Source organism: Bacillus sp. ISL-39, assembly GCF_018613295.1.
Taxonomy (GTDB): Bacteria; Bacillota; Bacilli; order Bacillales; family Cytobacillaceae; genus Mesobacillus.
The window spans coordinates 396,296-411,630 of record NZ_JAGGQM010000002.1 but is presented as its reverse complement, the minus strand read 5'-3'; the positions used below and the strand labels follow the sequence as shown (position 1 = coordinate 411,630).

The window sequence follows — 15,335 nt, the reverse complement described above, 5'->3', positions numbered from 1 at the left end:
TCGAAAAGGCATCTGGCACAAGGCTTTATTTTACTTTTAACTTCTGGCTTGTTTTTCCTTTCATCTTCTTAGAAAATCATATAATATAGTAGCTAGATATTCGATGTCAAAATGTGTCGCAATCAAGTGACCCTATAGCAGAGGAGGAGAACGATGGAAAAGAAAGAATGGTACTTGGAATATGAGATTATGATTAACCGTCCAGGACTGCTAGGTGATATTTCTTCCTTGCTTGGTATGCTGTCAATAAATATTGTTACGATCAATGGAGTCGATGAAGGAAGACGCGGCCTGTTGATCCTAGCAAAAGATGATGATCAAATTGAACGATTAGAGTCAATTTTAAATACAATGGATACAATAAAGGTAATTAAAATCCGTGAACCAAAGCTTCGTGACCGGATGGCGGTCAGACATGGCAGGTACATACAGCGTGATGCAGATGATAAAAAAACATTCCGGTTTGTCAGGGATGAACTTGGACTACTTGTAGATTTTATGGCAGAATTGTTTAAGATGGAAGGACACAAACTGATTGGGATCCGCGGGATGCCGCGAGTTGGCAAGACGGAGTCCGTCGTGGCTTCAAGTGTTTGTGCGAACAAGCGGTGGCTGTTTGTATCTTCAACATTGCTGAAACAGACAATCCGCAACCAATTGATTGAAGATGAGTATAACGCTGACAATTTATTTATCATTGACGGAATCGTCTCGACTAGGAGGGCAAATGAGAAGCACTGGCAGCTTGTCAGGGAAATCATGCGCCTGCCTGCGGTAAAGGTTGTTGAACATCCGGATATTTTTGTCCAGAATACGGAATATACAATGGATGACTTTGATTATATTATTGAACTTCGCAATAACCCTGATGAAGAAATCGTGTATGACATGGTTCAGAAGAATCACATGTTTACCGATTCTGATTTTGGCGGATTTGATTTTTAACAGTATTGGAAGGTGTTATCGTGACTGAGTTAGGAAATATATTAAAGGAAGCACGTGAAGCTAAGGGCCTCAGCCTGGACGAACTGCAGTCCATCACGAAAATACAGAAGCGCTACCTTCTTGGTATTGAAGAGGGCAATTACTCTATGATGCCAGGGAAGTTTTATGTCCGTGCATTCATTAAACAATATGCAGAGGCTGTGGGGCTTGATCCAGAACAGCTTTTTGAGCAGCATAAAAATGAAATCCCATCTACATACAACGAAGAGCTGCCCGAGCAGCTTTCCCGTGTCCAGTCGAGGAAAAGTATTTCTCCGGAGACTTCCAAAATCCTTGATGTTCTTCCGAAAATTTTGTTTGGAATCTTTATCATAGGCGCTATCGCACTGGTTTGGTATCTGATCGTCGAGTATGCGGGTGATGAAACAAAGGATCCTGTGACGACAGGTAAGCAGACAAGGGTGGAAGAACCTGCAGAGATAACAGATGAAGATGATCAAACAGATGATAGCGGAAGTGAAGGCACTGGTGAGGATGAGGGTGCTTCCGAGGAGGAACCGGCTGAAGAAGAAACAGAGCCTGAAACTCCGCAACAGGAACTTACCGTCGCCTCAAACAGCGGCAGCAACACGGTTTATGAGCTCAAGGGTGCCGACTCGTTTGTCATTAAAATTGTATCACTTGGACAGACGTGGGTGGGTCTGTCGAATGGTTCAGGAAAATCCATCTTTCAGGAAACCCTTGTAAAAGGAGAAGAGAATGAAAGCCGTACGGAGGATTTATCCAACGAGACCAAGGCAGTCATCAATATCGGACGTGCACCTGATACCGAAATCTATGTAAATGACCAGAAGCTTGAATATGCAGTACCGCCTGAAAAGGATATGACCCAGGTGATAACAATTAATTTTGTGAAATAAATTTAAAGGAATTTGTTATATGCAAAGCTATCTAAAAAAGTATTGCTAAGGCTTAGTATTGAGTTCTAAGTACCTGTTGATTGTAGTGGAAGGCGCGTAGACTCCTCCGAAAATGCTAACGCATTTTCATCGTGCGTGGGCAGCCTCAAAGTTGCTCATTCAATGTCCTGCGGAATCAGCTGGCCAGGTGAGACCTAGGTTGAAATGGTAAGCTTGAAGGACCAATTAACCCCGCAGGAGCTTGCGACGAGGAGGCTCAGCGCCAGCCCCAAGGAAGAATTGCTTATGAAAAAGACGGCAGTTGGTCTTTTTCATATTCTGCCGGCTGAAAGCGTAGCGCCTGGAACGAAAATCAACAGCCATGTTATACAAGGCCTAAAAAGTATGATTTGCAAAAATGCCCGTATGGACTTTTGTTTATACGGGCTAAAATTATAAAAGGCATATTTAATGATGTTTTTTACATATTGGATATAATGAAAGAAGTCAAACTAATGGCTTTGCAATTTTGCATCTGGAGGAAATAGTATATGAATTTGCCAAATAAGATTACGGTTTCACGAATTTTATTGATTCCGTTATTCATGATCATCATGCTTGTCCCGTTTTCGTGGGGGGATATCTCCCTGCTTGGTACAACCATGCCCGTCACTCATTTTGTAGGAGCGTTAATCTACATCTTTGCGTCTGTTACAGACTGGGTTGACGGTTATCTGGCACGAAAGCACAACTTAGTTACAAACCTTGGGAAATTCCTTGATCCCCTTGCAGATAAACTGCTTGTCTCTTCTGCACTGATTGTGTTGGTTGAACTGGGGTATGCCCCTGCGTGGATTGTCATTATTATCATCAGCCGGGAGTTTGCTGTAACCGGATTGCGTTTACTGCTTGCTGGCGGTGGCGAAGTTGTTGCAGCTAAAATGCCCGGTAAGATTAAAATGTGGGCCCAGACAGTGGCCATTTCCGCCCTCTTGCTGCACAATATCATTTTTGAAGCATTCTCCATTCCGTTTGCAGACATAGCATTATGGGTGGCGATGTTCTTTACCATTTGGTCTGGATGGGATTACTTCGCTAAAAACAAGCAAGTATTCAGTAATTCCAAATAATCGATTTTGTCAGGGGGACAAGAAATGAATGCCGAAATCATTGCTGTGGGATCTGAATTGCTCCTTGGCCAAATTGTCAACACGAACGCCAGGTTCCTTTCCAGGCAGCTTGCCGACCTGGGAATCAATGTTTACTTTCATACTGTTGTCGGAGATAATCCTGATAGATTGAAGAATGCAATGGAAATTGCCAGGGAACGTGCAGAGCTGATTATCTTTACTGGCGGATTGGGTCCAACGAAGGATGACCTGACAAAAGATACTATTGCTGGGCAGCTTGGAAAGCAGCTTGTTCTTGATGAAGAAGCGATGAAGTCCATCGAATTGTATTTTGAAAAAACGAACAGGGTAATGACTGAGAATAACAGGAAGCAGGCACTCGTGATCGAAGGGTCCACTGTCCTGAAAAATGATCATGGCATGGCTCCGGGGATGTTCCTGGCAACTGAGTACAACAAGTACATGCTTCTGCCGGGACCTCCCTCAGAAATGGAGCCTATGTTCTTGAAATACGGTCAGGCTGCTATTGAAGGCTTGTCTGGCAATCAAGCTAAAATTGAATCGAGAGTCCTCCGGTTCTTTGGAATTGGCGAGGCGGCTCTTGAATCAGAAATTGAAGATTTGATTGACCAGCAAAGCAATCCGACCATTGCACCACTGGCTGGAGAAGGTGAAGTTACACTGAGGCTTACCGCGAGGGACGACGTGCGCGTGTCTGCCCAGGCATTGATTGACCGAATAGAAGCTGAAATCATGGACAGAGTCGGTGAGCATTTTTATGGTTACGACGAAACTTCGTTAGTCATAGAGCTTTCGAAAATATTGAAAAGCAGAAACCTGACATTATCAGCTGCTGAAAGTTTAACAGGCGGCATGTTCCAGCAGGATTTGACTTCAGTTCCAGGTGCAAGCAGCCTTTTTAAGGGCGGTATCGTCTGTTACTCCAATGAGGCCAAAATTGGTCTTGTGAAGGTTGATCCGAAAACAATCGAGAAATTTGGAGCTGTAAGCAGTGAATGTGCGGAAGAACTCGCAGTAAATGCTGCAGCGCTTACCAACTCTGATATCGGCATCAGCTTTACCGGAGCAGCTGGTCCAGACAGCCTGGAGGGGCATCCGGCTGGAACGGTTTTCATCGGGGTGCATATAAAGGGGCAGCCAGTCCATGTGGAAAAACTGACCCTCAGCGGTTCCCGGGATGCCATCAGGAAAAGGTCAGTAAAGTTTGGCTGTCAGATTATAATTAATAGATTATCAGGAACACGGAAGTGATGAACTCCCGTGTTCTTTTTATGCCCCGAATATACTGAAAGGAAATAGTCATCCCCGTATTTAGAATAGGCAGATTCTTTGCTGAAAAATAATTTTAATGGGTATATATCAAAGTAAAACTGCTGAAAAAAGCATCGAAAAATCAATTTTGACGCTTTTTGCTCTTCTAAAAAAAACGAATAAATGTTCGATTTTTTGTTGGACAAACCTCTTGGAAAAAGGTATAGTAATAGTAGGCTTTAAATAAGAGATTTGCGGCCAGACAGTATGCTGGTTCGTTTTTATATAAAAGGAGGAAATTTGTGTGAGTGATCGTCAAGCTGCCTTAGATATGGCGTTAAAACAAATTGAAAAGCAATTTGGTAAAGGATCAGTTATGAAATTAGGGGAGAAAACAGACACTAAAATTTCTACTTCTCCAAGTGGGTCCCTTGCACTGGATGCTGCCCTGGGAATAGGCGGATATCCTCGCGGACGTGTTGTTGAAATCTACGGACCTGAAAGTTCAGGTAAGACAACTGTTGCGCTTCATGCAATTGCAGAGGTACAGGCAAATGGCGGCCAGGCGGCATTCATTGACGCTGAACACGCACTGGATCCTGTATATGCACAGAAACTTGGTGTAAATATCGATGAGCTTCTTCTTTCGCAGCCTGACACTGGAGAACAGGCATTGGAAATCGCAGAAGCACTTGTGCGAAGTGGAGCAATTGATATTATTGTTGTTGACTCCGTTGCAGCTCTTGTTCCAAAGGCTGAAATTGAAGGTGAGATGGGCGATGCCCACGTTGGTCTTCAGGCCCGTTTGATGTCCCAGGCATTGCGTAAGCTTTCCGGTGCAATCAACAAGTCAAAGACTATCGCAATCTTCATTAACCAGATTCGTGAAAAAGTCGGCGTTATGTTCGGGAACCCTGAAACAACTCCTGGAGGACGCGCTCTTAAATTCTATTCAAGCGTACGTCTTGAAGTCCGCCGTGCTGAAACTTTGAAGCAGGGCAATGATATGGTCGGTAACAAAACGAGGATCAAAGTCGTCAAGAACAAGGTCGCTCCTCCATTCCGTACAGCTGAAGTGGATATCATGTACGGTGAGGGGATTTCCCAAGAGGGTGAAATCATCGACATGGGTTCAGACCTTGATATCGTCGATAAGAGTGGTTCTTGGTATTCCTACAATGGTGAGCGTCTTGGACAGGGAAGAGAGAATGCGAAAATGTTCCTTAAGGAAAACCCATCCATCCGTCTTGAAATCAAGCAGAAAATCCGTAATCACTACGGCCTTGATGGCGAGTTCAAAGTGACTGAAACTGATGAAGACCAGGAAGAACTTCCATTAGATTAATAGTCTATCTCTGCTATCACCAAGGTCTCCTGAAATCCAGGAGGCCTTGTTTGTACTTTTCTTACTTTAATGTTAGGTGAATATTGATGTTCAGCCTATACTCCTTTCGCAGAATGCGTAGAAAATCAACAGTCACATCGAAGAAATAAGAATTGATTGAATAATTAATCAAACCAACAGAATACACATGGGACAAACCCTTGACAATAAAATATGGCAGCTTTACAATTAAAAATGTATATTTTACATTTTCATGGTATTAAAAACGTTTAAAAGCATTTGAGCTGTATATTGATGCTTGTAACAATGTACATGCCGACACTTTAAAAAACGTAACACAAGTTCATAGCAAGAGGAGGTGAAAATGATGGATCTAATTATTTCAATCATCTCCATTTTGCTTGGCCTATTCGTCGGTGCAGTTGTTGGCTATTTTTATCGTAAATCCGTTGCGGAAGCAAAAATTGCAGGTGCCAAAAACGCCGCAGAACAAATTGTTGAAGATGCGAAGCGTGAAGCAGAGGCTATGAAAAAAGAAGCCCTGCTGGAGGCTAAGGATGAAAATCACAAGCTGCGTACTGAAGCAGAGCGTGAAATTCGTGAACGAAGAAATGAACTGCAAAAACAAGAAAATCGTTTATTGCAAAAAGAGGAGAATCTTGATCGCAAAGATGAGTCGTTGAACAAACGCGAGAATCTTTTAGAGAAAAAAGATGACGCTCTTTCCAAAAGACAACAGCATATTGAAGAGATGGAAAGCAAAGTGGACGAGATGGTACGAAATCAGCAGACTGAACTAGAACGCATCTCGGGCTTAACGCGTGATGAGGCTAAATCCATCATTTTGGAGCGTACTGAGCAAGAACTTGCTCACGACATTGCACTAATGATTAAGGAAAACGAAAACAGGGCGAAAGAAGAATCCGATAAGAAAGCGAAAGAAGTACTTTCACTGGCCATTCAAAGGTGTGCAGCAGATCATGTTGCTGAAACGACTGTATCAGTCGTAAATCTTCCGAATGATGAAATGAAAGGGCGTATTATCGGTCGTGAGGGACGGAATATCCGCACCCTGGAAACGTTGACGGGAATTGATCTCATTATTGATGACACTCCGGAAGCCGTTATCCTTTCTGGATTTGACCCAATCAGACGTGAAACAGCCCGTCTAGCTCTAGACAAGCTTGTCCAGGATGGACGTATTCATCCGGCTCGAATTGAGGAAATGGTTGAGAAAGCGCGTCGTGAAGTTGATGAACATATTCGTGAGGTTGGGGAACAGACTACCTTCGAAGTGGGAGTTCACGGACTGCATCCAGATCTTATTAAAATTCTTGGCCGTTTGAAATACCGTACAAGCTACGGACAGAATGTACTTAAACATTCAATGGAAGTAGCCCAATTGTCCGGATTGCTTGCCGCAGAACTAGGTGAAGATGAAACGTTAGCTCGCCGTGCAGGACTTCTGCATGACATCGGAAAGGCCATTGACCATGAAGTGGAAGGAAGCCATGTTGAAATTGGCGTGGAGCTTGCTACAAAGTATAAGGAGCATCCAGTTGTAATTAACAGTATTGCTTCTCACCATGGTGATACAGAGCCGACTTCGATCATTGCAGTACTTGTTGCAGCTGCTGACGCATTATCAGCTGCAAGGCCTGGTGCCCGCAGCGAAGCGCTTGAAAACTATATCCGCCGTCTCGAAAGGCTGGAAGAGATTTCAGAATCCTATGAAGGAGTCGAAAAATCATTCGCTATTCAGGCTGGCAGAGAAATCAGGATCATGGTTAAGCCTGATCAAATCGATGACTTGCAGGCCCACCGCCTCGCACGAGATATTCGCAAGAAAATCGAGGATGAACTCGATTATCCTGGACATATCAAGGTTACAGTCATCCGTGAGACACGGGCAGTTGAATATGCAAAATAAAGCGGTGCTTCGGCGCCGCTTTTTATATTGATGGAAACTTTGCTGGTTTTCCTCTAATCTCGATGTTATGGTACAATTTTTACATAAAAACTAACTTAAAGGCAGGAATGAGGATATATGAGAATTTTATTTGTAGGGGATGTTGTAGGTTCGCCTGGACGAGATATGGTTACGGAATACCTGACAAAGCTAAAGGGGAAATTTCGTCCGACTGTTACCATCATAAATGGTGAGAATGCAGCGAGCGGAAAAGGGATTACCGAAAAGATTTACCGGCAATTTCTCGAACAGGGCGCACAGGCTGTAACTTTAGGCAACCATGCATGGGATAATCGAGATATTTTCGAATTCATCGATAATGCTAAATATCTGGTCAGGCCCGCTAATTTCCCTGAAGAAGTACCCGGAAAAGGAATTGTTTATTTAAAGGTCAACCAGGAAGAACTGGCAATAATCAACTTACAGGGCCGGACCTTCTTGACACCAATAGATTGCCCATTTAAAAAAGCAGATGAATTGATTGAGGAAGCTAGCAAACGCACTTCCCTCATCTTCGTCGATTTCCATGCTGAGGCAACTAGCGAAAAGCAGGCGATGGGCTGGTATCTTGATGGGAGAGTTTCCGCTGTGGTCGGTACGCATACTCATGTACAGACAGCAGACGACAGGATCTTGCCCTCTGGTACAGCTTTTCTTACCGATGTAGGCATGACCGGGCCATATGATGGTATATTGGGAGTAGAAAAAGAAGCGGTCCTAAGAAGGTTCATGACAAGTTTGCCAACACGTTTCGAAGTAGCCAAGGATGGAAGGAACCAGCTGTCTGCAGTATTGATAGATTTGGACAAAAAGACTGGCAAAGCAGTGAAAATCCAAAAAATCCTTATTAACGAAGATCACCCTTTCTATGATTAAAAAAATGATATGTGGTTAACAATCTTTCAGGCTGCAGACGGACTCATTTGAGTTTATCTGCAGTCTATTAATTTGCGTTAAATTGGTTATTTGGATGTGTATGAAATACCAAATGCCTCTTATTAAGAAGCATCCGGAGAAAGATACTCTTATGAAGAGGTAGAAGGCCGCATAAGGGTACGATTCGCGCCGAAAGATACCCTTATAGAAAGGTAGAAGGCCGCATAAGGGTACGATTCGCACCGAAAGATACCCTTATAGAGAGGTAGAAGGCCGCATAAGGGTACGATTCGCACCGAAAGGAACCCTTATAGAAAGGTAGAAGGCCGCATAAGGGTACGATTCGCGCCGAAAGCTACCATTATGAAGAGGTAGAAGGCCGGATAAGGGTACGATTCGCACCGAAAGATACCCTTATAGAGAGGTAGAAGCTCGCATAAGGGTACGATTCGCACCGAAAGCTACCCTTATAGAGAGGTAGAAGTCCGCATAAGGGTACGATTCGCACCGAAAGCTACCCTTATAGAGAGGTAGAAGGCCGGATAAGGGTACGCGCCCACGCCTGGAACCAAACCTGTGCATCAGGATATACCTGAGCTTTCCAGTGAAGATACATTCAAATAATCCGCTCTAACAACAGTATCCCTCTTAAATACTTTCATGCTTTTTTTTACTGAAGGTCATATGTGGGTCTCCTCCTGAATATAGTAGCAGTGGAACAGACTAACCTGGATGTCCACTTATGACATCCAGGACGGGATAAAATAAGGAGGAGCCAGGAATGGAGATATTAAAAGTTTCAGCAAAATCTAATCCTAATTCTGTAGCTGGTGCGCTTGCTGGAGTACTGCGCGAAAGAGGAGGCGCAGAAATTCAGGCTATCGGGGCGGGTGCATTGAATCAGGCCGTTAAGGCAGTAGCGATCGCAAGAGGGTTCGTAGCACCTAGCGGCGTCGATTTAATTTGCATCCCGGCATTTACTGATATCCTGATTGATGGCGAAGAACGGACAGCCATCAAATTGATTGTTGAACCCAGATGAAAGCGTCAGCGTGCCTATAGATAGAGTAAGTCTTAAAAACCTTTAAGGGTAACTTTCAGCCTGTTTGCTACTGCAAGCAGGTTTCTTTTATATTTTGGTGTATTATGAATGTAAAAAGGAGGGTATTTTTGTGAAGATCTTTGACGCCCATTGTGATGTCCTATATAAATTATTTTTGGATCCAACCCTTGAGTTCGCCAATTCACCGGGATTGCAGGTCAATCTTGAAAGGCTGAAGACTTCGAACACCAAAGTCCAATTATTTGCTATCTATGTACCTGAATCTGTTCATCCTGAGCTGAAATTTGAAGCTGCATTAAGGATGGCGGATTTATTCTATGAAAAAGTCCTGACCCCTCATCCTCAAATAAAGCTGGTAAAGGACAAGATGGACATTGACAGGCTAACCGAGGATGAAATCGGTGCAGTCCTGACTCTGGAAGGTTGTGACGCGATTGGACAGGATTTATTGAAGCTGCGCACTTTGCTGAGACTAGGAGTACGCTCAGTAGGCTTGACATGGAACTATGGAAATTATGTGGCTGATGGTGCCCTGGAGGAACGTGGAGCGGGCCTTTCAAGATTTGGCCGTCAGGTTGTCCAACTCTTGAATGATACTGGAACAGTCTGCGACGTCTCCCATTTATCTGAACAGGGTTTCTGGGATGTAATGGACAGTGCTGAGCATGTGTTCGCATCCCATTCAAACTGTTATTCGCTTTGCCGCCATCCGCGCAACCTTAAGGATAATCAGATCAATGCTTTGATTGATCGTGATTCAGTGATTGGTGTTACCTTTGTGCCAGAATTTTTATCTGGTAAAAAGGAGTCTGCAACAATTGATGATATTATTCGCCATCTTGATCACATTTGTTCTCTTGGGGGAGAAAATCATGTTGGCTTTGGCTCGGACTTTGATGGAATTGAATTTACGGTAAGCAACCTTGAGGGTAATGAACAGTATGATAACCTTTGGAATGAACTGCAAAAATATTATTCTGATATACAAGTGCATAAGTTCCTACATAAGAATATGGCTTCCAGAATGCCTGTTCAAAGTCGCTGAATCCAGTGTAGAAGGACAATCACTTACCCTGAATCCAAGGTGACCTGGACAAGAAACTTATAATATTTTAATAAATAAAAAAATATTCATATTTTAGTCAATAATTATTCTGAAAGGGTTGCTTTTTTATTCACATAGGTCTAGAATTGTAAGCGTTTAGTACCATCCATTTGCTAGATTTCAGCACTCAATGCAAGATATTAAACCGCTTAATTCTAGTGAATTACTTGGAAAAGTGCTACACTTAATTAACGAAGCGTTTTTACATATTTTTTTACGTATCTAAAGGGGTGTAAGAGATGATCAATCAACTTTCATGGAAAGTTGGCGGACAGCAGGGAGAAGGAATTGAATCTACCGGGGAAATTTTCTCTATTGCATTGAACCGTCTAGGCTACTACTTGTATGGCTACCGTCACTTTTCATCACGTATCAAGGGCGGACATACAAATAACAAGATTCGAGTAAGCACTACAGAGGTTCGATCTATTTCTGACGATTTAGATATTCTTGTAGCTTTCGACCAGGAAACGATCGATGTAAACTACAAAGAATTGCATGAGAACGGCGTAATTATCGCTGATGCAAAGTTTGACCCGAAAAAGCCTGAGGATACTCAAGCTGCGATGTATGCGGTTCCATTTACGGAAATAGCTACTGAATTGGGAACATCTCTTATGAAAAACATGGTTGCCATCGGTGCGACTAGTGCAGTTCTAGACTTGGATATCCAAGTTTTTGAAGAAGTCGTCCAGGAGATTTTCGGACGCAAAGGACAACAAGTTGTCGATAAAAATATGGACGCCATCAAAGCTGGCTACGAATATACGAAAGAACAACTAGGCGGCACTGAGACAATGCAGCTTGAAAAGGCTGATGGCCAGAAACGCCTGTTCATGATTGGCAATGATGCAATCGCTCTTGGAGCAGTAGCAGCAGGATGCCGCTTCATGGCTGCATATCCAATCACACCTGCTTCTGAAATCATGGAATATTTGATCAAGAAGCTGCCTGCTCTTGGCGGAACAGTGATCCAGACGGAAGATGAAATCGCTGCTGTCACTATGACAATCGGCGCTAACTATGGCGGCGTACGTGCCCTTACAGCTTCTGCTGGACCAGGTCTTTCATTGAAGATGGAAGCAATCGGCCTTTCAGGTATCACTGAAACACCGCTTGTCATTGTTGATACACAGCGTGGCGGACCATCAACGGGACTTCCTACAAAACAGGAACAGTCAGATTTAATGGCGATGATTTATGGAACGCACGGTGAGATTCCTAAAATTGTCTTTGCTCCAAGTACTGTTCAGGAAGCATTCTACGATGCAGCAGAAGCATTCAACCTTGCTGAGGAATATCAGTGTCCTGTCATTATGCTGACTGACCTGCAATTATCGTTAGGAAAGCAGACAGTTGAACCGCTTGAGTTTGATAAAGTGGAAATCCGCCGCGGTAAGTTGGCTGCAGAAGCTCTTCCTGAAATTGATAATAAAGGATACTTCAAGCGTTATGAAGTGACCGAAGATGGTGTTTCACCACGTGTTATTCCAGGAATGAAGAACGGTATCCATCATGTTACTGGTGTTGAACATGATGAAACAGGAAAACCTTCGGAATCAGCTGCTAACCGTATTGCGCAAATGGATAAGCGTATGCGTAAAATCTGCAATCTGAAGTTCAATACGCCAATCCACAAGAATGCTCCGCATGAGGAAGCTGATCTGTTGATCGTAGGTTTCAACTCTACAAGAGGTGCAATTGAAGAGGCAATGGGAAGACTTGAGAAGGATGGCCTGAAAGTAAACCACGCACACGTGCGCCTGGTACATCCATTCCCGGCTGATGAAATGATGCAGCTTGTAAAATCTGCAAAGAAAGTTGCAGTTATTGAAAACAATGCGACAGGACAGCTGGCAAACATCATGAAGATGAATGTCGGAAGTCATGAGAAGATCCATAAGATCCTCAAGTATGACGGAAATCCATTCTTGCCGCAGGAAGTCCACACAAAATGCAAGGAGTTGTTCTAGGATGGCGACTTTTAAAGAATTTCGCAATAATGTAAAACCAAACTGGTGCCCAGGCTGCGGCGACTTCTCTGTACAGGCGGCCATGCAGCGTGCTGCTGCCAATGTGGGTTTAGAGCCTGAAGACCTGGCAGTAATCTCTGGTATCGGCTGTTCAGGCCGTATCTCTGGATATATCAACTCATACGGTTTCCACGGAATCCATGGCCGTGCACTGCCAATCGCTCAGGGCGTGAAGATGGCCAACCGTGATTTAACAGTCATCGCTTCTGGTGGTGACGGAGACGGCTTCGCGATCGGTATGGGACATACAGTCCATGCGATCCGCCGTAACATAAATATCACTTACATTGTCATGGACAACCAGATTTACGGTCTGACAAAGGGACAAACTTCTCCGCGTTCGGCTGCTGGATTCAAGACAAAATCAACTCCTGCAGGTTCTATCGAGCAGGCTATTTCGCCAATGGAACTGGCTTTGACAGCTGGCGCTACTTTCGTGGCACAAAGCTTCTCGACTGACCTGAAGGACTTGACTGCACTGATCGAGGCTGGAATCAAGCATGAAGGTTTTTCATTAATCAACGTATTCAGCCCTTGTGTAACATACAACAAGGTAAATACCTACGATTGGTTCAAGGAAAACCTGACAAAGCTTGGCGATATCGAAGGATACGATCCATCAAATCGTGAAGCAGCCATGCAGACATTGATGCAGCATAACGGTCTTGTTACTGGATTAATCTATCAAAATACAGAGCGTAAGTCTTATCAGGATCTAGTAAGCGGATATTCCGAAACTCCTTTGTCAAAAGCAGACCTTAAGCTTGATCAAGCCCATTTTGACAAGCTGGTTGCTGAATTCATGTAATAAAAGCGGAGCAATTTTCAATAAAACCCCAATCATCGAGGATTGGGGTTTTATTATTCTTGTAAAATCAAGCTTATTGGGATCTTTTGTGATTAGCATCACTCCAATAAGATAATCTATAGGGTAATATAAATGACCAGGGCGGCTTTTTTATAAGAAAGCTGTATTTCCAATGCCTGCTATTGTTTTCATTGATTGAAGAGTTTATACTATTATAATGTGTATATTTAATATTTTCAGGGTGATGTAGCCCTTTTTATCGTAGAAAGCAGAACTGTTAGTGTAAAGCACCGGCTAGGATGAATCAATCTGCCTGCTTGCTTTCTAATGAAAGGAGATCTGAAATGAACGAGAATCAACGCTTGGAAAGCCAGAAAGTACAAACTGATAATCCTTCGGACAAAAAATCCAGCAAAGATTATAGCAAGTACTTTGAAACAGTATATACAGCTCCATCATTGAAGGATGCAAAGAAGCGCGGCAAAGAAGAAGTTAAGTATCATAAAGACTTTGATATCCCTGCAGAATTCATTGGTATGGGACAAGGGCGCAAATTCTACATCCGTACATATGGATGCCAGATGAATGAGCATGACACAGAAGTCATGGCTGGTATATTCCTTGGTCTCGGCTATGAACCTACTGACAGTGTCGAGGATGCGAATGTCATTCTACTGAATACATGTGCAATCAGGGAAAATGCTGAGAATAAGGTGTTTGGTGAACTTGGACATTTAAAGCACCTGAAAAGAGAAAAGCCAGATCTTCTATTGGGAGTATGCGGATGCATGTCTCAGGAAGAATCGGTGGTTAATAAAATTCTCAAAACCTATAACCAGGTCGATATGATTTTTGGTACACATAATATCCATCGCCTGCCACATATTCTGCAGGAAGCATATATGTCCAAAGAAATGGTCGTTGAAGTCTGGTCCAAGGAAGGAGACGTAATCGAAAACCTTCCGAAGGTTCGCAGAGGGAACATCAAAGCATGGGTAAATATCATGTATGGCTGCGATAAATTCTGCACATACTGCATCGTTCCTTATACACGAGGCAAAGAACGGAGCCGCCGCCCAGAAGACATCATTCAGGAGGTCCGTCAACTTGCGGCCCAGGACTATCAGGAAATTACCCTGCTTGGCCAGAATGTAAACGCGTATGGAAAAGATTTTGAAGACATCAAGTATGGTCTTGGGGACTTGATGGATGAAATCCGCAAAATTGATATTCCGCGAATCCGTTTTACAACAAGCCACCCGCGTGACTTTGATGATCACTTGATTGAAGTACTGGCAAAAGGCGGAAACCTGATGGACCACATCCATCTTCCAGTACAGTCAGGTTCTACTGATGTGTTGAAAATTATGGCCCGGAAGTATACTCGGGAACAATATTTCGAACTCGTACGCAAAATCAAAGCGGCCATCCCTAATGTTACATTGACAACGGATATTATCGTAGGATATCCAAATGAAACGGATGAGCAGTTTGAGGATACCTTGTCACTTGTCCGTGAGGTTGGCTATGAATCAGCCTATACATTCATTTACTCTCCAAGGGAAGGAACGCCTGCCGCTAAAATGCAGGATAATGTCCCAATGGAAGTGAAAAAAGAGCGCCTGCAGCGCCTGAATGCACTTGTGAATGAGCAATCAGCACAGTCTATGAAGAAATATCAGAATCAGATTGTTGAGGTCCTGGTCGAAGGCGAAAGCAAAAACAATCCTGATGTTCTTGCGGGTTACACGAGCAAGATGAAGCTTGTCAATTTTGCTGGACCGAAGACGGCAATCGGCAAAATCGTCAAGGTAAGGATCACAAAGGCAAAAACATGGTCATTAAACGGGGAAATGGTAGAAGAAATCGAACCAGTTGAGGTGAACTAAG

At 43.4% G+C, this 15,335-nt stretch carries 13 protein-coding genes; all 13 read left to right on the top strand.

Going from position 1 to position 15,335, the window contains the following annotated elements; all coding sequences use genetic code 11:
• Positions 1 to 153 precede the first annotated feature (153 nt).
• The 13 genes from J7E37_RS03880 (at position 154) to miaB (ending at position 15,334) form a co-directional block, all read left to right on the top strand.
• Positions 154 to 945, top strand: coding sequence for a DUF3388 domain-containing protein (locus J7E37_RS03880; RefSeq protein ID WP_214777055.1), 792 nt, complete (start codon positions 154 to 156; stop codon positions 943 to 945).
• 20 nt (positions 946 to 965) lie between these two features.
• On the top strand, positions 966 to 1,865 hold the full coding sequence (locus tag J7E37_RS03875; protein ID WP_215022614.1) for a helix-turn-helix domain-containing protein: 900 nt from the start codon (positions 966 to 968) through the stop codon (positions 1,863 to 1,865).
• Positions 1,866 to 2,150: 285 nt separating this feature from the next.
• Entirely contained in the window at positions 2,151 to 2,303 is a 153-nt protein-coding gene (locus tag J7E37_RS03870; RefSeq protein ID WP_215022613.1) for a hypothetical protein, read from the top strand.
• Positions 2,304 to 2,395: 92 nt separating this feature from the next.
• Entirely contained in the window at positions 2,396 to 2,974 is a 579-nt protein-coding gene (gene pgsA, locus J7E37_RS03865) for a CDP-diacylglycerol--glycerol-3-phosphate 3-phosphatidyltransferase (RefSeq protein ID WP_214777051.1), read from the top strand.
• A gap of 24 nt (positions 2,975 to 2,998) precedes the next feature.
• On the top strand, positions 2,999 to 4,246 hold the full coding sequence (locus tag J7E37_RS03860; protein ID WP_215022612.1) for a competence/damage-inducible protein A: 1,248 nt from the start codon (positions 2,999 to 3,001) through the stop codon (positions 4,244 to 4,246).
• A gap of 304 nt (positions 4,247 to 4,550) precedes the next feature.
• Positions 4,551 to 5,591, top strand: a complete 1,041-nt coding sequence (gene recA, locus J7E37_RS03855; RefSeq protein ID WP_214777047.1) for a recombinase RecA — start codon at positions 4,551 to 4,553, stop codon at positions 5,589 to 5,591.
• A gap of 367 nt (positions 5,592 to 5,958) precedes the next feature.
• Positions 5,959 to 7,521 carry a ribonuclease Y gene (gene rny / locus J7E37_RS03850; protein WP_483297195.1) on the top strand — a complete coding sequence of 521 codons (1,563 nt, stop codon included), beginning with the start codon at positions 5,959 to 5,961 and terminating at the stop codon, positions 7,519 to 7,521.
• Between the two features lie 117 nt (positions 7,522 to 7,638).
• A complete protein-coding gene (locus J7E37_RS03845) occupies positions 7,639 to 8,436 on the top strand; it encodes a TIGR00282 family metallophosphoesterase (protein ID WP_215022610.1) in 798 nt (265 codons plus the stop codon).
• Between the two features lie 781 nt (positions 8,437 to 9,217).
• Positions 9,218 to 9,478, top strand: a complete 261-nt coding sequence (gene spoVS, locus J7E37_RS03840) for a stage V sporulation protein SpoVS (RefSeq protein WP_010193268.1) — start codon at positions 9,218 to 9,220, stop codon at positions 9,476 to 9,478.
• Positions 9,479 to 9,548: 70 nt separating this feature from the next.
• On the top strand, positions 9,549 to 10,544 hold the full coding sequence (locus J7E37_RS03835; protein ID WP_483297198.1) for a dipeptidase: 996 nt from the start codon (positions 9,549 to 9,551) through the stop codon (positions 10,542 to 10,544).
• Between the two features lie 299 nt (positions 10,545 to 10,843).
• Positions 10,844 to 12,577: a 2-oxoacid:acceptor oxidoreductase subunit alpha gene (locus J7E37_RS03830; RefSeq protein WP_215022605.1), complete on the top strand. Its 1,734-nt coding sequence runs from the start codon at positions 10,844 to 10,846 to the stop codon at positions 12,575 to 12,577.
• Position 12,578: 1 nt separating this feature from the next.
• A complete protein-coding gene (locus J7E37_RS03825) occupies positions 12,579 to 13,445 on the top strand; it encodes a 2-oxoacid:ferredoxin oxidoreductase subunit beta (protein WP_214777037.1) in 867 nt (288 codons plus the stop codon).
• Between the two features lie 344 nt (positions 13,446 to 13,789).
• Entirely contained in the window at positions 13,790 to 15,334 is a 1,545-nt protein-coding gene (gene miaB / locus J7E37_RS03820) for a tRNA (N6-isopentenyl adenosine(37)-C2)-methylthiotransferase MiaB (protein WP_215022603.1), read from the top strand.
• The last annotated feature ends 1 nt before the right edge of the window (position 15,335 follow it).